Here is a 17,519-nt window from a genome sequence, read left to right on the forward strand (position 1 = left end):
ACTAAAAACTTTTATGCTAACATATTTTTATTGAAATAACTCTTAAATTCATTTGTATCTAAAAGTTATCCGACCCCTGTCTAAGCTATAGGGCGTAAGCTCTAGCTTGACCCTATCGCCTAAAGCAATCCTAATGTAGTGCATGCGCATCTTTCCAGAAATACGACACAACACCACATGCTTGTTGTCTAACTCTACTTTAAAGGTAGCGTTAGGCAACGCCTCAATCACTTTCCCATCCACTTCTATAACATCATCTCTTGCCATTAACACTCCGTAAGAATCACTGCTTTATTGCCAACTATGGCGATAGTATGCTCATGGTGGCTTGTGTTAAGCCCATCCACTGAAACCACGCTCCACTTATCCGCCAATATTTTAGACTCGCCCTGTTTTTGACACACCATAGGCTCTAAACAAAATACCATGCCCTCCTTGATTTTAGGGCCACTATTAGCTTTGACGCCTTTTTCTAGGTAGTTAGGGATCTCTGGTTCTTCATGGGGTTTTTTACCAATGCCATGCCCACAAAATCCCTTCAAAGGCACAAAGCCCCTTTCTATAATAGCGTTCTCTAAAATCTGGCTCAATTCTTTAAAATGCATGCCCACTCTAATTGAATCAATAGCATGCATTAAACTCTCTTTAGAGCAAGCGAGCAATTTTTCATCTTGTGGGCTTATTGCACCTATAGGGAGCGTGAGAGCTGAATCGCCATAATAACCATCCGCCTCCACCCCCAAATCCAAGCCTATAATATCCCCCTCTTGTAGAACATAATCCGTAGGAATGCCATGAATAACCACCTCATTTAAGGACATGCACACAGAATTAGGGAAACCATAAAGCCCCTTAAAAGCAGGTCTAGCCCCAAGAGATTGGATAAAGTCTTCAGCCATTTTATCCAACTCTAAAAGTGAAACACCAAGCCTTACTTCTCGCTCCAAAAGAGCTAACGCTTGAGCCGTCAATTCCCCAGCTTTTCTTAACGCTTTGATTTCTTTTGGGCTTTTGATAGAGATCGCCATTAAAAGCCCACCGCACTTAAAGTCTTATACTTGCTCATATAAACTTGTGCTTCAATCTTTTTCATGGTATCAATAGCGACTTGAACCACAATCAGCACCGCCGTGCCTCCAAAATAAAAAGGCACGCCCATAGCCTTAACCAAAATCCAAGGCACGGTAGAAATGAGCGCTAAATACAACGAACCCCACAAAGTGAGCTTACTCGCTACAGAATTTAAAAACGATGAAGTCCCCTCTCCAGGTCTAATCCCTGGAATATACCCACCATTACGCCTCAAATTGTCTGCAATATCCTTAGAATTAAACACAATAGAAGAATAAAAATAAGCGAAGAATATGATGAGCAAGAACATCAAAATATTATACGCATACCCTTGTGGGCTTAAGAAATCCGCAATCGCTTGCAAAGTTTTGTTGCTTGTGGCCTGCTGTAAAATCGTAGAAGGAAACACTAACAAGGCTGAAGCAAAAATGGGCGGAATCACTCCGCTTAAATTCAACTTAATGGGAATGTAATTCATGATACGCTTGTTTTGGTTTTGCATCACCACTTTACGTGCATAAGAAATAGGGATCCTGCGCTCGGCTAATTCCACATAGATAATCACAAAAATAGTCGCCAAAACAATCAAGACAATACCAATGAGCATTAAGATATGAATCACACCCGTATTAACTAAATTGAATGTGCCTGAAATAGCCGATGGGATCCCTGAAACAATCCCAGCAAAAATAATAAGGCTAATCCCATTTCCCACGCCCCTTTGCGTGATTTGCTCCCCTATCCACATGAGCAACATCGTTCCTGTAAGCATAGAAAACGCTGAAACGATCATAAAGACTTGCATATCAATCATGATCGCCCCATTCACTCCTCCGCTAATACTCCTTAACCCCACTGAAACGCTCACCGCTTGGATCAAGGTGATTAAAATGGTTAAATAGCGCACGATTTGCATGTATTTTTGCATGCCGTCTCGCTCTTTTTTCATTTTAGCCAAGTTAGGGAAAGTCGCACTCAAAAGCTCCATGATGATAGAAGAAGTGATATAGGGCATGATACCCAAAGAAATGATGCTCAAGCGAGAAACCGCATTCCCACTAAACATGTTAAACAACCCCAAAGCGTTGTTGGAATTGCTGTCAAAAAAAGTCTTGATTGCTGCTAAATCTACGCCAGGAATGGGGATATAAGCTAATACTCTGTAGAGAAATAAAAAACCCAAAGTGATGAGTATCTTACTAGCAATGGCTTTATTCATAATAACTTATTCCTCTCCAATCAAGCTGATAAAACAGAGGCATTATTTCTGCCCACTTGTTTTAATTCTCTTATCTTTGATTTTAGAAGCCAAAATTTTAGCGTCTTTGCCGATCAACTTCACGCTTTCAATATAAAGGGGGAAATGGTGCAAAGAACGCAAGCTTGAAAAAGTGATTTCTTCTAAATGCTTGATCGCTTCATTTTTATCCACATTGATAGAATAGATATGAGAATCTTTAGTCCTAAAACCTATTTTAGGCAAACGGCGTTGTAGGGGTTGTTGCCCTCCTTCAAAGCCTCTTTTAGCCTTATAGCCTGTCCTTGCGGTTTGACCTTTACCGCCTCTAGTGGCAGTCTTTCCCATGCCACTGCCTTGACCACGACCCACTCGTTTGATTTTTTTAACGCTACCTTTAGCGGATTTTAAATTTTCTAATCCCATTGTAATATCCTTTTTAACTACGCCTTGATTTTAGCTAAAGCGTCAAAAGTCGCGTGCACCACATTATAGGGATTATTAGAGCCTAAAGACTTGGTTAGAATATCCTTAATGCCTGCCAATTCCACAATAGGGCGTGTTGAACCCCCAGCAATCACCCCTGTCCCCTCACTTGCCGGTTTCAATAAAATACGACTCGCATTGTATTTATGCTCAATATCATGAGCGATAGTTGTCCCTTTAATCGTTACATGAATAAGGTTTTTAAACGCATCATCTACCGCTTTTTTGATTGCATCAGGGACTTCTTTAGCCTTGCCTAAACCAAAACCTACAAGCCCATTTTTATTGCCTACAACCACCAAAGCGTTAAAGCGAAACCGCCTACCGCCCTTAACCACTTTGGTTACACGACCAACATTCACAACGACTTCTTGAAACTCTTCTCTGTTAATCTCTTCCATGCCTTTCCTTTCTGTCATAGAGCGATCCCATTCTCTCTCAAGCTTTCAGCAAACGCTGCCACCACGCCATGATAGAGGTAACCATTTCTGTCATAAACCACTCGCTCAATCCCTGCTTTTTTCAATTCTTCAGCAAAGAGAACACCTAATTTTTTAGCGTCTTCTTGCGTGTTTTTAAAGCCCATTTTCCTGCCATCAATATGCGTTATGGTGCTTTGTTTCACATCATCAATCGCTTGTGCATAGAAATAGCGGTTGGAACGAAAAACGCTCACCCTAGGCCTTAATGCATCGCCCAAGAGCTTGCTTTTAATTCTTAATTTCCTGCGATCTCTTAAGGCTTTCTTTTTGTATAATGCTTTTGCGTTCATCAATTTACCTTATTTATTTTTTAGCCGTTTTACCAGCTTTTCTAATAATGACTTCATCGCTGTATTTCACACCCTTGCCCTTATATGGCTCTGGGGGTCTGAAGCTTCTGATTTCAGCGGCGACTTGCCCTACTTTTTGCTTATCGCTCCCCTTGATAGTGATCGTGTTTTTTTCCACCACCATTTCAATCCCTGCTGGAATGGGGTATTTCACTGGGTGGCTAAAACCCAAGCTCAAATCCAAAGTCTTATTGCCTAAAGCCACTTTATAGCCCACGCCATTGACTTCTAAAGTCTTACTAAAACCGGTGCTTAAGCCTATTACAATATTATTGGCTAACGCCCCATAAGTCCCCCAATAAGCCCTAGACTGCACATCTTCGCCTATAGGTTGGAAGCTCAATTGGTTGTTTTCAAGCGTGATTTTCACTCGGTTATGAGTTTCTAACTCATGCTTTTCTTTATTGTTTTTAAAAAGAAGCTTGCTCCCTTCAACGCTCGCTTGCACAGAGCTTGGAATTTCAATGATTCTTTTCCCAATTCTTGACATTTTTAATCCTTTACCAAATGCTGCAGAGCACTTCGCCACCGACATTTTGTCTGTAAGCTTCTTCGTTAGTGATCACCCCTTTAGAAGTGCTCACCACAATCACGCCATAGCCATTTTTAAAGCGCTTCAACTCGTTTTTTTGCTTATACACACGACGACCGGGCTTGCTTAAGCGCTTCACTTCGCTGATTTTTGAATACCCTTTTTCGTCATAAGCCAATTGCACATAAACCGATTGTTTTTTGTCTTTATCTTTGATATTGAAATCTTTAATGAAACCTTTTTCCTTAAAAATCTCTAAGATAGAAACCACAATCTTTGCGTAATAAAGCTGTGTGAATTCCAAGCGACGCATGGAAGCGTTTCTCAAACGAGTTAATGAATCTGCAATTATATCATTTACCATATCTTATCCTTACCAACTAGCTTTTCTTAAGCCTGGGATGAGTCCCTCACTGCCCATTTTTCTAAGGCACACCCTACAAAGTCCAAAATCCCTATAAACCGAATGAGATCTCCCACAAATGCGACATCTAGTATAAGCCCTTACTTGGAATTTTGGTTTCCTTTGAGCCTTTGCTATCATTGATTTTTTAGCCATATTAACCCCTTATCTCACTTTTGCAAAAGGCAATCCAAGCAATTCTAACAACTTGAACGCTTCTTTATCGTTATCCGTAGAAGTTACCATAGTGATATTCATGCCATGACTTACCATAATATCATCATAAACCACTTCTGGGAAAATCAATTGCTCATTGATACCAAAGGTGTAATTCCCACGCCCATCAAACCCATTTCGTGAAATCCCTCTAAAGTCCTTCACTCTAGGCAATGAAATCACAATCAACTTTTCCAAGAAATTATACATGCGTTTATTTCTTAAGGTAACTTTCGCCCCCACTGCCATGCCTTCTCTGATCTTAAAGCCTGCAACGGATTTTTTCGCTTTAGTGATAACGGCTTTTTGCCCTGCAATCAAAGAAATCGTTTGTGCAATATTTTGCATGATTTTCATGTCTTTTGCATGAGCTCCAGCACCCACGCTGATAACGATTTTTTCTAGCTTAGGCAAAAGCATGGGGTTTTTGATGTCTAATTCTTGAGCGAGTTTCACTTTCACTTCATTTTGATAAAATTGTTTCAAACCAAACACTATCTAACTCCTTAAGCTTTTTTCACATTAGAAATGTGCATGGGCTTTTCTTTGTGGATAAAACCCCCTTTAGGGTTATCGTCAGTGGGTTTAATCGCTTTTTTCACCACTTTGCACCCTTCAACAATGACTTGAGAAGTCTTAGGCAACACCGCTAAAACCTTAGCAACCTTACCCTTATCATCTCCTGCAATGACTTTAACCATGTCATTTTTCTTAATTTCGCTTTTCATTATACAACCTCCGGTGCTAGAGAAATGATTTTCATAAAATTAGCGTAACGAACTTCTCTGCTCACTGGTCCAAAAATCCTTGTGCCAACAGGGTCTTTTTTAGCGTCCAAGATAACCGCTGCATTGTCATCAAAACGCACCAAAGAACCATTTTTTCTTTGAATTTCTTTCTTTGTTCGCACCACAACGGCTTTCACCACCTGACCTCGTTTCACCTTGCCATTAGGGATAGCTTTTTTCACGGAAGCCACAATCACGCTACCCACACTCGCATAGCGTTTATGACTGCCTCCTAACACCTTAATACACATGATTTCTTTAGCACCGCTATTATCAGCGACATTCAATCTTGTAAAACTCTGTATCATGCTTATACTCCCACTACTAAAATTTCTTTAAGCGTGAAAGACTTGGTTTTAGAAAGTGGCTTGCACTCAATCGCACTCACAAAATCCCCCACTTTCACTTGATTGTCTTGATCATGGATAGTGTATTTTTTAAACTTTTTAACAATCTTTCGGTATTTTTTATGCACCACTTTTCTTTCCACAAGAATCACAGCACTTTTTTCAGCAAACTTGCTGATCACCTTGCCTTGCACCACCCTTTTATGCGGCTCTTTCGTATTCATTGCTTACCCTTTTTTATTCAACACTAGAAGAATAATACGCGTTAATGGCAGTGTTAATGCGAGCGATATTTCTTCTGGCTTTCTTAATCTCGTTAGGATTACTCAATTGCATGGTCTTTAACTTAACGCGCAACTCAAAAAGCTCCGTCTTTTTAGCATGCAACAACTCTTCTAATTCCTTGATACTTTTATCTTTCAATTCAGTATATTTCATTTTCGCTCTCACAAGTTACGATTTTGGTTTTAAAAGGAAGTTTGCTCTGAGCTAGCGCTAAAGCTTCTCTCGCTAATCCTTCTTCAATGCCTAACATTTCATAAACGATCCTGCCAGGCTTGATGTTCATCACCCATTTTTCCACAGAGCCTTTGCCTTTACCCATCCTAGTTTCTAAAGGTTTAGCAGTTAAAGGCTTATCTGGGAACACTCTAATCCACACCTTACCCACTCTTTTAACATGCCTTGTCATAGCCACCCTTGCGGATTCAATCTGGCGTGAATCAATCCTCCCATGCTCTATAGCTTTAATCGCAATATCCCCAAACGCAATGGAATTACCACGATGGGCTTTGCCGCGATTACGCCCTTTCATTTGCTTTCTATACTTTGTTCTTTTTGGCATTAACATAATTATTGCCTCCCTCTTCTGCTTCTTCTAGGCTCTCTTTCTTCTTTAACCTCTTCTTTCTTTTCAAATTGGATGCCTTTTTGCAAAACTTCCCCTTTGAAAATCCACACTTTCACACCAATAATACCATAGACCGTCATCGCTTCAGCAAAGCCATAATCAATCTTAGCCCTTAAAGTATGTAAAGGCACGCGCCCTTCCATATACCACTCAGTGCGGGCAATTTCAGCCCCTGCTAAACGACCAGAAACACGCACCTTAACCCCTTTAGCACCAGATTTTAACGCCGCTTGCATGACCTTTTTCATCGCACGACGGAAAGCGACCCTTTTTTCTAGTTGGGTGGCTACATTTTCTGCGGCTAATTGAGCGTCAGCTTGGGGGCGTTTGACTTCTTTAATATTAATGGAGACTTCTTTTTTGATGAGCGTTTTTAGACCTTCTTTGACTTTTTCAATATCCACGCCTTTTTTACCAATGATAAGCCCTGGGCGAGCCGCCACAACCGTAACGCGCAGTTTTTTAGCCGCTCTTTCAATCACAATTTGGCTCACGCCTGCATAATAAAGCTCTTTTTTAAGAAACTTTCTGATCTTATTGTCTTCATCAATATTGCTTGGAGCGGTGCGAGCGCTAGGAAACCATCTAGAAGTCCAATTCCTATTAATACCTAATCTTAAACCTACCGGATTAACTTTTTGTCCCATGCCCTACTTACCCTCTGCTTGATTTTTTTTATGGCTTTTAGAAGATTTCATTTCTTTCCCTTCTGCTACTTCTACGAATACATGAGATGTTGGTTTTCTAATGGCTGTGGCTCTACCTTTAGCCCTTGGAATGGAGCGCCTAATCACAGGACCAGCATCCACTCTGCAAGAAACAATAAGGGCACTTTTAGCGTCCAAAGAGCCATTAGCGACTGCAGAAGCGACTACCTTTGAAAGCACTCTAGCTGCTTTATTAGGCGTAAATTCCAAACTAGCGATCGCTAATTCAACATTCATGCCTTGAATTTGTCTTGCAATCAATCTGGCTTTAGTAGGAGATAACCGCACAAATCTTAATAACGCTTTGCTCATTCTACTTCCTTACTTACCAATCTTTTTTTGGACACTGCCTTTGTGCCCTTTAAAAGTTCTTGTAGGAGCGAATTCCCCTAACTTATAACCCACATGGTTTTCTGTGATATACACAGGGATAAAAACCCTTCCGTTATGCACATTATAAGTAAAACCAATCATTTCAGGCAAAATGGTGCTTCTTCTAGACCATGTTTTAATGGGGCGGTTATCCTTACTCTCTTTTGCCTTGAGCGTTTTCTTCATCAAGTGGTCGTCTATAAAAGGACCCTTTTTAATTGACCTAGACATTCTTTAACCCTTTATTTGTGTTTCTTTCTGGAAATGATGAGCTTATCGCTAGCTTTTTTCTTTCTAGTTTTATAGCCCTTAGCTGGAGTGCCCCAAGGCGATACAGGATGACCGCTTGTCCCTGTTTTACCCTCACCCCCACCATGCGGGTGATCCACTGGGTTCATGGCACTTCCACGAGTTTGTGGGCGAATCCCTCTGTGGCGGTTGCGCCCTGCTTTACCAATAGAAACATTGATAAAATCTTCGTTCCCTACCACGCCAATACTTGCCATACATTCGCTTAAAATGTAGCGCATTTCAGAGCTTGGCATTCTAATGATAGTGTATTTATTTTCCCTACCCATGATTTGAGCGCTCATTCCTGCACTTCTTGCTAATTGTCCGCCAGCTCCCGGATGCATTTCAATGTTATGCACCACCGTTCCTATGGGGATATTTTTCAACTTCATCGCAAAGCCCACTTTAATATCCAAACCGCCTTCAGCAGCGATAACGCTATCCCCTACTTTCAAACCACTTGGCTGTAAAATATAGCGTTTATCCCCATCAGGATAGACTACAAGAGCGATGCGCGCGTTTCTGTAAGGATCATACTCAATCGCAACCACTTTCCCTTCAATATTGTATTTATTGCGTTTGAAATCAATAATACGATAGAGTTTTTTAGCCCCTCTCTCTTTGTGGCGGCTGGTGATGCGTCCATTATTGTTCCTCCCTGCTGTCGCTTTAAGCTTAGTGAGTAAGCCTTTGACACTGCTTTTTGCGGTAATATCTTTAGAATCCAACACCGACATGAAGCGTCTGCTTGGAGTGTAGGGCTTATAAGTTTTAATCGCCATAACGCTTTCTCCTTTCTACGCGCCAAGGGCGACAATGCTAGCACCCTCTGGAACTTTCACATAAAATTTCTTAAAAGACTTTCTTTGTCCAAGTTTCCCTCTAAAGCGTTTCACCTTACCCTCTTGTTTCAAAGAATTGATTTTTAAAGGCTCAAAGCCAAAGTAAGTTTTAAACACTTCTTTAAGCTGGTTTTTGGTCATATTTTGAGCCGTTTGGACCACTAAAACGCCTTTTTCTTGCAATCCTAATGACTTTTCAGTGTAAAGAATTGACTTTATATCCATGATGTCTGCCATTTTTTACTCCTCTGTCTTATCTTGCACCACATGCTGAAACGCTACTTCTTCCATCACTACCGAGCTAAACGCCGCTAAAAGATAAGCGTTTAATTCGCTCACATCAATAACAAGGCATTTTTTAAGGTTACTAAAGGCTAACTCAGTGTATTCGTCCATGTTCATGCACACAAACAAAGTGTCTCGTTGCTCTAAAGCTTGGAACATTTTGTTCGCTTCTTTAGCCAAATGCTTCCTTTTATTGTATTCAACCACGCCTTTTATAGCAATTTTTTCCACCACAAAAAGCTTATTCGCTTGTGCTTTTTCTTCTAAAGCATATTCTAAAGCTAAGCGTTTTTGTTTTTTATTGATTTTAAGGTTGTAATTGCGGTTGTTCGTAGCCCCATGAGAGACACCCCCACCGACAAACACAGGCGAAGTGATGCTCCCTGCTCTAGCTCTTCCGCCCCCTTTTTGTGCCCAAGGCTTCCTACCGCCCCCACTCACTTCAGCACGGTTTTTACTTTTAGCGGTATTAGCACGCACAGAAGATAAATAGTGCTTCACATAAAGATAGAGATTATGGCTGTTAATACCCTCATATCTTTTGGGTAACTCCATGCTACCCTTTTCTTTCAAATGGCTGTCTAAAACGATGGCCTTACTCATATCAAACCCTTTATATTACATTCAACGATGGTTTTATAACGCCCTAATGCGCCCATAAGCCCCAGAAAAGCCGGCTACTGAACCCTTTAGAACTAACACCATACTTTCTTTATCAAAAGAGAGCACCTCGTTTTGACAAGTAACTAGCTCATTGCCATAATGCCCCGCCATTTTCCTACCCTTTTGCACCCTTCCTGGCCATTCTCTGTTACCAATAGAACCAGGACGGCGGTGGAATCGGCTCCCATGAGCTGCAGGCCCGCCTTGGAAATTCCAACGCTTCATCACCCCTGCAAAGCCTCTTCCTTTAGTTTTAAAGCTCGCTTTAACCCTTTTAAGCGTTTCTAAAGCACTCAAATCCAAATCGCCAAGCTCTTTTTGTTGGGAAGCTTTTAAGGTAGCGAAATGGTTAAACTCTTTGCTGAGTTGGTATTTCTTTTGCTGGCCTTCAATCGCCTTATTGTGTTTTTTATGCATCGCATAGGCCACTAAAGCTTTTCCGTTTTCTAGCTGGCACACTTTCGCTTGCAAGACTTTAAGCAAGGTTACAGGCGTGCTGTTAGCATCAATGGTGCGACTCATGCCTATCTTTTGAACTAAAAATTCCATATCTAACCCTTAATTTATTTATCTGTGTTAGGACTACTTCGTTTCCATAGAAGTTACTTCTACATCCACTTCAGGAGCTAAATCTAACTTCATCAAGCTATCCACGGTTTCTGGGGTGGCCGAAATAATATCAATCAATCGGCTATAAACCCTAATCTCAAACTGCTCTCTTGAATCCTTATTGACATGCGGAGAGCGTAAAACGGTGTAACGCTTATTCTTAGTCGGTAAAGGGATAGGCCCTCTAATTTCAGAACCTGAACGCTTTACGGCTTCCACGATAGCCACAACGGAGCGATCCAACACTCTATGGTCATAAGCTTTGAGCTTCAACCTGATTTTTTCCATAAACTCTCCTAAAAGAACTCGTTTCATTCATTGCTAAATAGAATAAAACAATAAAATAAAAACTGAAATACTACTCAAAATGCACCATTTAGTCAATAGATTTTACCCTTTTTAGGTGCTTTTTAGGGATTTTTACTTCCTTTTTATAAGGAAATATAAAGAAAATGCGGTATGCTTATCTTATTCAATTCCATTAAAAGGAAGTTCATGCCCCTTTCTTGCTTGCACCCTTTTGGCCCTTTTGAAACCCCTAACGAACCTAGCCTTAGTAACCCCCTTTTAGATCCACATTCAAGCGATAAAATTTGTCTTTTAGGCCCGATGAAATCCGGTAAAACCACTTTCGCACTCAAATTAGCAAAGCGTTTTAAAAACCCTGTGTATATCAATTACAATGACATGCGCTTGAATAAAAATATCTTAAGCTCTTGGCTTTTAAAATGGCATTTAGAAAAGAAAATGGATTTGCTCATTTTAGACAATATCGATCGCTTGGATTTCAGCCTGCCAAAGCTCGCTCAAATCATTCTTATCCCTAGCCTTTTAAGCCCTATAATAATGCCAGATTTTAGCCTATGCTATGCGTTAGGGTTGAGTTTTAAAGAATACAGCCGCTTTTTCAAGCCCAACACCCCTAAAAGTGCTCTGTTTAACCGCTTTTTAAAAGAGGGCAATGCTTTAGATTCGCTTTTTACAGGGAATAAACAAGGAAAAATCCTAAAAAAACAAGAAAATATCAAATCAGTCTTTCAAGCTTACGCCCCTTTAATGGCTAAAATCTGTGCTTATCAATCCAAGTTTATGAGCGTTTTTTACCTTTATACCCAACTCAAAAAAGAGCTTAAAATCTCTAAAGACACTCTCTATAAACTTTTACACACCCTAGAACAACAACGAATCCTTTTTTTAGTCCCCAGTTTTGAAAGCAATAAAACCAAATTGTATTTGTGCGATTTTGCTTTGCCTTATAGCTTGACTTCTAGCCCCTCGCTTTTAAATATCTTTGAAAACATGGTTTTTTTAGAGCTTTACAAACAATTCCCCAACCACAAGCTTTACTCCCATGATAACGGAATCTTCATCTTAAGCGAAAACGACGCTAACAAGCTCGCCCTCATCGCCCATGCTTTCCCCACGCCCCATTTTTTAGAAAAACAGCTTTTATGGTGTAATGAACATGGGTTTTTAAACATCATCGTCGTTTCTATCAACGCCCCCACTTTAGCGGTTAATTCTTCTTACAAACACCTTAATTTTATTGATTTTTCTTTGGATATTCAATCTATTTTGGTATAATAATTATTATCTATTTATCTATTTATCTATTTATCTATTTATCTATTTATCTATTTATCTATTTATCTATTTATCTATTTATCTATTTATCTATTTATCTATTTAATATTAAGCACCATTATGCATTTTTTAAATGATTATTACATATTTTTATTTTTTCTTAAGCTAACCCTTTATATACTTCCAAACCCTTGTATTTTTGAGAGATCCCATCTATCCCAAAAATACAAGAGATTTTAACTGATACTCAAGGGAATAAAATGAAAACATGGATCAAATTCATTCTTGGCTCTCTTTTGTCTTTAAGTTTTTTAATTCAAGCAGTGCATGCTGAAATCTTGCAAGATACGACCAACTACCCTAATTGGCTTAAAACCAACCTTTTTGATGGCAATAATCCGCTCAATCAATATGTCGGATCAGCCTCTATGACCGGTAAAAGGAACGATTTTTACGCCAATTACATCCCCTATGACGACAAGTTATTCCCAGAAAAAAACGCCGAAAAAGTGGCTTTTTTAAGGGCTAAAATGAACGCTTACAGCTCTTTAGAGATTGTCTTATTAACTAAAAAAGTGCGGGAGCGCATTTATAAGGAGTTTCAAAATAAATCCATCAATAATTTGTTTGAAGTGGTTGATTTTTTGGTCTCTAAATCCATTTTGGCTAAAAGATTCGTGGATAACGCTAACAAGCGCGTCTACATCATGGTGCAATTCCCTTTTGTCTATCCTGAAGATCTTATCGCTCATTTCAAAGGGAAAAGTATCGAACTTTCTCCAAAAAGCGCTAAAAGTTTGAGCGTAATTTTAAACAAGGTGCTATTTAATGTGGATACTTAAGAAAATAGGTTGTTTTTAAGCACAAAGCTATGCCTATGAAAGGGCGTAGCCCCTAGTTTAGCAATCGCTTCTATGTGTTTTTTGGTCCCATACCCGCAATTCTTATCCCAACCGTATTCCTTAAACAAGGCGTGCAATTCTAGCATTTCTCTGTCTTTGGAAGTTTTTGCTAAAACAGACGCCATAGCGATTTGAGCGATTTTCTCATCGCCCTTGATGATCGTTTTTAGATTAGAATAGCGTTTATTCAAACCAAACGCCGTGTTGCCGTCTATATTGATTGTTTGAGCTAAAGGGCTTAGCTTTTCTAAAATTTCTTGCACAGCGAGTTTCAAACACACCCCCAAACTCAAGCTATCAATTTCACCTGCGCTTTTTTTAATTACGCAAAATTTGACCTCATCATGCGATTCGATTTTATCTTCTAAGAAAAAGCGCTTATTTTGGCTGAGTTTTTTGCTATCTTTAAGACCCATTTTTAGAAAATCTAAGGCTATTTTTTCACCACACACCACCCCAGCCACAAAAAGCGAACCAACCAAACACCCCCTACCCGCTTCATCAATGCCTAGAGTCATTTAAAATGCCTTATTTTTTAGTGTTGTCTTTTGGTTTAAAATTTTCCTTTGCAACTTGAATGCCAAAAAACACTCCATGCTTGAATTTTGATTGTTATTCATTTTCTTTGTATCTTTGTGGCTTAAAACATCAATGTTATAAATAATACTAAATATTATACAAAACATTGCTGAAACAATTATAAACACAAGGCTTGCCAAAGGCCCTCTGACTGCTTTTTCATAATTTTCGCATGATCTTTTTGCTTGAATTTCATGTTCTTGTTTTTCCTTTTTTATACTCTCTCTTTCTGCATCCGTATCGCTTTGCAATATTCTAATATCATATTCTATTGTCTTGACCTGGTTATCAAAATAAGCCTCATGCATTATCAAACAATTATAATATAAGCCGAACCGAGTGTATGAATAACTAAAACCGTGTAACAAATCAAAGAAATAATAACCGCACATACTGAAACTATACGATCCCAAGGCGCTAAACGGAAGCAATCAATAGGTTGCAAAATAGGAGCCATATTTATCTTTATATGCTACAAACGGCATAAATCCAAGCACCACTACCAAAACTTGGATAAGCGTGGTGCATTTTTGTTTGGTGAAATCATACCGAACGCTATTGATTTTAAAAAGTAAGACTCTCTTTCTGTTTTAATTTTTTCTTCATCTGCCATGCAAAAACCTTAATCTTGCTAAAATCTAACTCCCCCACCCAAGGTTTTCAAACCTTAGGTCCAATCATTTTTTCAGGCACTACGAATTTGTCAAAATCTTCAGTGCTCAATAGCTTCAATTCCACTGCACTTTCTTTTAAAGAAATGCCTTTTTTGTGGGCGTTTTTAGCGATTTTAGCGGCGTTTTCATAGCCTACATGCGGGTTGAGAGCGGTTACTAGCATTAAAGAATGATGCAAGTAATAATCAATTTTTTCTCTATTAGGTTCAATGCCACTCGCGCAATGGATATTAAAACTTTCCATGCTATCGCTTAGCAGCCTTAAACTTTGCAAGAAATTATAAATAATCACCGGCTTAAAAACATTCAATTCAAAATTACCCTGACTGGCTGCAACACCAATAGCGGTATCATTCCCCATCACCTGCACGGCTACCATTGTCATCGCTTCGCATTGCGTGGGATTGACTTTACCGGGCATAATAGAGCTACCTGGCTCGTTTTCAGGGATATTCAGCTCGCCCAAACCACAGCGCGGCCCACTCGCAAGCCATCTAATATCGTTAGCGATTTTCATCAAATTCGCCGCCAAAGCTTTAAGAGCCCCATGTGCATAAGCGATAGCGTCATGGCTAGTGAGAGCGTGGAATTTATTAGGTGCAGAGATAAATTTCACCCCACTAAATTGGCTCAATTCTTCAGCCACTTTTTCGCTCAATTCTTTATGAGCGTTTAGCCCGGTACCTACGGCAGTCCCACCTATGGCTAGCTCTCTTAAATGCTCCAAACTCTCTAAAATTTGTTGTTTAGAATGCTCTAGCATGCTCGCATAACCGCTAAATTCTTGCCCCAAAGTTAAAGGCGTGGCGTCTTGTAAATGCGTGCGCCCAATTTTGACAATCTCTTTAAATTGTTGGCTTTTTTCTTTAAAGGTTTTTAACAAATTCTCCAAACTAGGGAGCAGTTTATGCGTGATTTCTAGCACGCTCACAATATGCATTGCGGTAGGGAAAGTGTCGTTAGAGCTTTGGGACATATTCACATCATCGTTAGGGTGGATGAGTTTTTTCTCTCTAAAATTACCCCCTAAAATTTCGGTAGCCTTATTGGCAATGACTTCATTGAGATTCATGTTCGTTTGAGTCCCACTCCCTGTTTGCCATATCACTAAAGGGAATTCGCCGCACAACTCACCTTTTAAAATGCAATCGCACGCCTTGATAATGGCTTGCGATTTTTCTAGACTCAATTTTCCTAACTTGTGATTGACTACCGCTAAACTTCTTTTAAGCTTTGCAAACGCGCCAATCAGCTCTTTAGGCATTCTTTCAGTGCCGATTTTAAAGTTTTCAAAGCTGCGTTGCGTTTGAGCCCCCCAGTATTTGCTGTCATCTACTTGAATTTCGCCCATCGTGTCATGTTCGATTCTAAATTGCATGCTAATCCTTTGAAATTTGATTTTAAAACCTTAAAAAAATAGCATAAACTCCTATACCTTCTACTTAAAAACGCCATTTTTTTCAACTTCTTTAAAACACACCGCACTAGGGTTGATATAAAGGTTAGTGGAATGGAACCAAAAAGCGCTTTCATAGACATTAGGACTGCGTAAAATTCTGCAATGAAACCCTATGGAAAAGTCCTCAAAAAGGCAAAGCATGCTTGATAACGCATGCTAAAATCTCAGCCCTCACTTTTAATTGCATAAGTTTTCTTTTTCGTTTAAAGGGGCTTCATTAGATTTTAAAACCCTGAATTTTTGAGTGTCAAAATTCGCCTCTACACATGCACCACCTATCGTGCTAGAATCATCATTCGTCGGTATAAGGTAACGATCTGCTTGTCATGATATTGAGCGTTTTTAAGGGAAACCCGCTTGATCCGCTCGCAAATGATGTGACTAACATTGTAATTTCTTTAGGCAATACATAGTGGTTTAAAAAATTGCTATCCACAGAAAGCAATATCTCATGGTTATCCAAACACAAATACAACCCGCTATCATCTCTAAAATCTCCGGATTTTAAAACGCTCGCTTGGACTTTAGGGCTTAACGCAACAATTTCTTTAAAATCAAGTGCATAAATACAGGTGAAACCAATCCCTTTCAGTGAATTTTCCACGCTTTTAGACTCAAAATTAGGGATAATAAAAGGCTTGTCTTTAGGCACAAGAGCTAGAGTTTGAGCGTTTAATGATCCCAGATGGTTGTGAGAGATGTCAATAAAATCTGCACTCTTTAAGCATTCTATGACTCTTTTAGAGTTTGGCTAGCTATGCCACCAATCTCCCAAAAAACAAGGACCTATTAACCATGGGTCGGTGATGATTTTGATCTTGTCGCATTCAAAAAACAAACTTGCATGGTTTAAATATGCGCAATGAAATACGCCTTTTCTAGCCCCATTAAACGGATTTTCTAAATGCGAGATTTGAGATACATTCAAAATATTATCTTTAATGGTGTAATTTTTTAAAGGGGTTTTTTGATGCCATTTTGATAAGTTGAGGCGTTAAGATCTAATTTCCAAGAATGGTTAGGGCAAGTTACAATGAAGTCCTTTAAAAGACTGGCTTGCAATGAAGAAGTTTCTTTAAATCCCACTTCTCTAGAACACAAGCACCCTCCCATATGCTCACACACGCTATCAATAAGAGTCTCAATCTGTGCATTTTTGTATTTCGCATAGAATAAAGTCCTATCTTTGTTGTTTAGAGCGATGATTGTTTCATCAGATGTTGGGGGTTAAAACCAAGCCATTTTATCCAAAAAAAGCGATAACAAATAAAAGCTCTTTTCGAAGTTAGCCCCCTAAAAAAGGGGACTAAACAAAAAAGAGACCAAAAAAGGGTTAAAAGATTTTTAAGCTCTTATTTTTATTTATAAGAGCGTTTTGATCGCGTCTTCAATCGGTTTTTGAGAGCTGGGTTCTACAAGCCTTTCACCCACTTCTTTAGCGTTTTTGTAAAAAATCAAAGTGGGGATCTTGCGAATGCCTAAACTTTCTTTTAAATCCTGGCTCTCATCAAAAGCGACCTTAAAAAAATGCACCTTGCCTGCGTAAGTCTTGGCTAAATTATCCATAATTGGCTCAATTTTTCTGCAATCCGGACACCAACTCGCCCCAACATTAACCACCACCGCTTGATGAACGATTTTCTCTGCGTAATTTTTTCCGTTAATCACTTCTAACATGATAATCCTTAATTTTTATTTCCCCCAACTTTAAAAGTATAGCATAAACCCTA

32 protein-coding genes are annotated in these 17,519 nt (G+C 39.3%); 2 read left to right on the forward strand and 30 right to left on the reverse strand.

Translation table 11 applies throughout. From position 1 onward, the window contains the following. Positions 1–48: 48 nt before the first annotated feature. The 23 genes from infA to rpsJ are packed head-to-tail and all read right to left on the reverse strand — an operon-like array spanning position 49 to position 10,879. On the reverse strand, positions 49–267 hold the full coding sequence (gene infA, locus DYI00_RS05935; protein ID WP_011577126.1) for a translation initiation factor IF-1: 219 nt from the start codon (positions 265–267) through the stop codon (positions 49–51). Beyond that, a complete protein-coding gene (map, locus tag DYI00_RS05940; protein ID WP_011577125.1) occupies positions 267–1,028 on the reverse strand; it encodes a type I methionyl aminopeptidase in 762 nt (253 codons plus the stop codon). The genes infA and map overlap by 1 nt, the downstream gene beginning before the upstream one ends. Further along, positions 1,028–2,290, reverse strand: a complete 1,263-nt coding sequence (gene secY, locus DYI00_RS05945; protein WP_011577124.1) for a preprotein translocase subunit SecY — start codon at positions 2,288–2,290, stop codon at positions 1,028–1,030. Before secY ends, map begins: the two co-directional genes overlap by 1 nt. A 42-nt stretch (positions 2,291–2,332) precedes the next feature. Continuing rightward, positions 2,333–2,734: a 50S ribosomal protein L15 gene (gene rplO, locus DYI00_RS05950; protein WP_011577123.1), complete on the reverse strand. Its 402-nt coding sequence runs from the start codon at positions 2,732–2,734 to the stop codon at positions 2,333–2,335. Positions 2,735–2,751: 17 nt separating this feature from the next. Beyond that, positions 2,752–3,195: a 30S ribosomal protein S5 gene (gene rpsE, locus DYI00_RS05955; protein ID WP_041600253.1), complete on the reverse strand. Its 444-nt coding sequence runs from the start codon at positions 3,193–3,195 to the stop codon at positions 2,752–2,754. Positions 3,196–3,209: 14 nt separating this feature from the next. After that, positions 3,210–3,566, reverse strand: coding sequence for a 50S ribosomal protein L18 (gene rplR / locus DYI00_RS05960; RefSeq protein ID WP_011577121.1), 357 nt, complete (start codon positions 3,564–3,566; stop codon positions 3,210–3,212). A 13-nt stretch (positions 3,567–3,579) separates the two neighbouring features. Next, positions 3,580–4,116, reverse strand: coding sequence for a 50S ribosomal protein L6 (gene rplF, locus DYI00_RS05965; RefSeq protein WP_011577120.1), 537 nt, complete (start codon positions 4,114–4,116; stop codon positions 3,580–3,582). Between the two features lie 10 nt (positions 4,117–4,126). Then, on the reverse strand, positions 4,127–4,522 hold the full coding sequence (gene rpsH, locus DYI00_RS05970) for a 30S ribosomal protein S8 (protein WP_011577119.1): 396 nt from the start codon (positions 4,520–4,522) through the stop codon (positions 4,127–4,129). Between the two features lie 9 nt (positions 4,523–4,531). After that, positions 4,532–4,717: a type Z 30S ribosomal protein S14 gene (locus tag DYI00_RS05975; protein WP_001085695.1), complete on the reverse strand. Its 186-nt coding sequence runs from the start codon at positions 4,715–4,717 to the stop codon at positions 4,532–4,534. Between the two features lie 9 nt (positions 4,718–4,726). After that, positions 4,727–5,272, reverse strand: a complete 546-nt coding sequence (gene rplE / locus DYI00_RS05980) for a 50S ribosomal protein L5 (RefSeq protein WP_011577118.1) — start codon at positions 5,270–5,272, stop codon at positions 4,727–4,729. Positions 5,273–5,283: 11 nt separating this feature from the next. Further along, positions 5,284–5,505, reverse strand: a complete 222-nt coding sequence (gene rplX, locus DYI00_RS05985) for a 50S ribosomal protein L24 (RefSeq protein ID WP_000834236.1) — start codon at positions 5,503–5,505, stop codon at positions 5,284–5,286. Continuing rightward, positions 5,505–5,873 (reverse strand): 50S ribosomal protein L14, encoded by a 369-nt coding sequence (gene rplN, locus DYI00_RS05990; protein ID WP_000616110.1) that lies wholly within the window; start codon positions 5,871–5,873, stop codon positions 5,505–5,507. The genes rplX and rplN overlap by 1 nt, the downstream gene beginning before the upstream one ends. A gap of 2 nt (positions 5,874–5,875) precedes the next feature. Next, positions 5,876–6,136, reverse strand: a complete 261-nt coding sequence (gene rpsQ, locus DYI00_RS05995; RefSeq protein WP_011577117.1) for a 30S ribosomal protein S17 — start codon at positions 6,134–6,136, stop codon at positions 5,876–5,878. A gap of 13 nt (positions 6,137–6,149) precedes the next feature. Beyond that, a complete protein-coding gene (gene rpmC, locus DYI00_RS06000; protein ID WP_041600158.1) occupies positions 6,150–6,350 on the reverse strand; it encodes a 50S ribosomal protein L29 in 201 nt (66 codons plus the stop codon). Beyond that, a complete protein-coding gene (gene rplP, locus DYI00_RS06005) occupies positions 6,337–6,762 on the reverse strand; it encodes a 50S ribosomal protein L16 (protein ID WP_104709298.1) in 426 nt (141 codons plus the stop codon). The genes rpmC and rplP overlap by 14 nt, the downstream gene beginning before the upstream one ends. 2 nt (positions 6,763–6,764) lie before the next feature. Then, a complete protein-coding gene (gene rpsC / locus DYI00_RS06010) occupies positions 6,765–7,469 on the reverse strand; it encodes a 30S ribosomal protein S3 (RefSeq protein WP_011577114.1) in 705 nt (234 codons plus the stop codon). Positions 7,470–7,472: 3 nt separating this feature from the next. Further along, positions 7,473–7,841, reverse strand: a complete 369-nt coding sequence (rplV, locus tag DYI00_RS06015) for a 50S ribosomal protein L22 (RefSeq protein WP_104687327.1) — start codon at positions 7,839–7,841, stop codon at positions 7,473–7,475. Between the two features lie 9 nt (positions 7,842–7,850). Next, positions 7,851–8,132 carry a 30S ribosomal protein S19 gene (gene rpsS, locus DYI00_RS06020; RefSeq protein ID WP_011577112.1) on the reverse strand — a complete coding sequence of 94 codons (282 nt, stop codon included), beginning with the start codon at positions 8,130–8,132 and terminating at the stop codon, positions 7,851–7,853. 11 nt (positions 8,133–8,143) lie between these two features. Continuing rightward, positions 8,144–8,974, reverse strand: coding sequence for a 50S ribosomal protein L2 (gene rplB / locus DYI00_RS06025; protein ID WP_011577111.1), 831 nt, complete (start codon positions 8,972–8,974; stop codon positions 8,144–8,146). Between the two features lie 15 nt (positions 8,975–8,989). After that, positions 8,990–9,271 (reverse strand): 50S ribosomal protein L23, encoded by a 282-nt coding sequence (locus DYI00_RS06030; RefSeq protein WP_011577110.1) that lies wholly within the window; start codon positions 9,269–9,271, stop codon positions 8,990–8,992. 3 nt (positions 9,272–9,274) lie between these two features. Then, positions 9,275–9,922, reverse strand: a complete 648-nt coding sequence (gene rplD, locus DYI00_RS06035) for a 50S ribosomal protein L4 (RefSeq protein ID WP_011577109.1) — start codon at positions 9,920–9,922, stop codon at positions 9,275–9,277. Between the two features lie 33 nt (positions 9,923–9,955). Further along, positions 9,956–10,531 (reverse strand): 50S ribosomal protein L3, encoded by a 576-nt coding sequence (rplC, locus tag DYI00_RS06040; protein ID WP_000395312.1) that lies wholly within the window; start codon positions 10,529–10,531, stop codon positions 9,956–9,958. Positions 10,532–10,564: 33 nt separating this feature from the next. Then, positions 10,565–10,879: a 30S ribosomal protein S10 gene (gene rpsJ / locus DYI00_RS06045; RefSeq protein WP_000411561.1), complete on the reverse strand. Its 315-nt coding sequence runs from the start codon at positions 10,877–10,879 to the stop codon at positions 10,565–10,567. Between the two features lie 207 nt (positions 10,880–11,086). Between rpsJ and DYI00_RS06050 the strand changes: the two genes are divergently transcribed. Then, a complete protein-coding gene (locus tag DYI00_RS06050; protein WP_104709297.1) occupies positions 11,087–12,175 on the forward strand; it encodes an ATP-binding protein in 1,089 nt (362 codons plus the stop codon). Between the two features lie 260 nt (positions 12,176–12,435). After that, positions 12,436–13,017 carry a hypothetical protein gene (locus tag DYI00_RS06055; RefSeq protein ID WP_104709296.1) on the forward strand — a complete coding sequence of 194 codons (582 nt, stop codon included), beginning with the start codon at positions 12,436–12,438 and terminating at the stop codon, positions 13,015–13,017. Here the strand turns inward: DYI00_RS06055 and DYI00_RS06060 are convergent. The 7 genes from DYI00_RS06060 to DYI00_RS06085 form a co-directional block, all read right to left on the reverse strand. Beyond that, on the reverse strand, positions 13,014–13,595 hold the full coding sequence (locus tag DYI00_RS06060) for a ribonuclease HII (protein ID WP_104687324.1): 582 nt from the start codon (positions 13,593–13,595) through the stop codon (positions 13,014–13,016). The two genes, DYI00_RS06055 and DYI00_RS06060, sit on opposite strands and share 4 nt — an antisense overlap. Then, positions 13,596–13,964: a hypothetical protein gene (locus DYI00_RS06065; RefSeq protein WP_041600157.1), complete on the reverse strand. Its 369-nt coding sequence runs from the start codon at positions 13,962–13,964 to the stop codon at positions 13,596–13,598. Between the two features lie 352 nt (positions 13,965–14,316). Beyond that, a complete protein-coding gene (fumC, locus tag DYI00_RS06070; RefSeq protein ID WP_104709294.1) occupies positions 14,317–15,708 on the reverse strand; it encodes a class II fumarate hydratase in 1,392 nt (463 codons plus the stop codon). 60 nt (positions 15,709–15,768) lie between these two features. After that, positions 15,769–15,930 (reverse strand): hypothetical protein, encoded by a 162-nt coding sequence (locus tag DYI00_RS08525; protein WP_011577104.1) that lies wholly within the window; start codon positions 15,928–15,930, stop codon positions 15,769–15,771. A gap of 151 nt (positions 15,931–16,081) precedes the next feature. Beyond that, entirely contained in the window at positions 16,082–16,441 is a 360-nt protein-coding gene (locus DYI00_RS08530) for a hypothetical protein (protein ID WP_011577103.1), read from the reverse strand. Between the two features lie 302 nt (positions 16,442–16,743). After that, the gene (locus tag DYI00_RS08535) at positions 16,744–16,890 is read right to left on the reverse strand and encodes a hypothetical protein (RefSeq protein ID WP_231899481.1); all 147 of its coding nucleotides are present in this window, start codon (positions 16,888–16,890) and stop codon (positions 16,744–16,746) included. 261 nt (positions 16,891–17,151) lie between these two features. Next, positions 17,152–17,466 carry a thioredoxin family protein gene (locus DYI00_RS06085; protein ID WP_011577100.1) on the reverse strand — a complete coding sequence of 105 codons (315 nt, stop codon included), beginning with the start codon at positions 17,464–17,466 and terminating at the stop codon, positions 17,152–17,154. Positions 17,467–17,519 lie beyond the last annotated feature (53 nt).

It is taken from the genome of Helicobacter acinonychis (genome assembly GCF_900461455.1).
In the GTDB taxonomy this organism is placed as follows: Bacteria; Campylobacterota; Campylobacteria; order Campylobacterales; family Helicobacteraceae; genus Helicobacter; species Helicobacter acinonychis.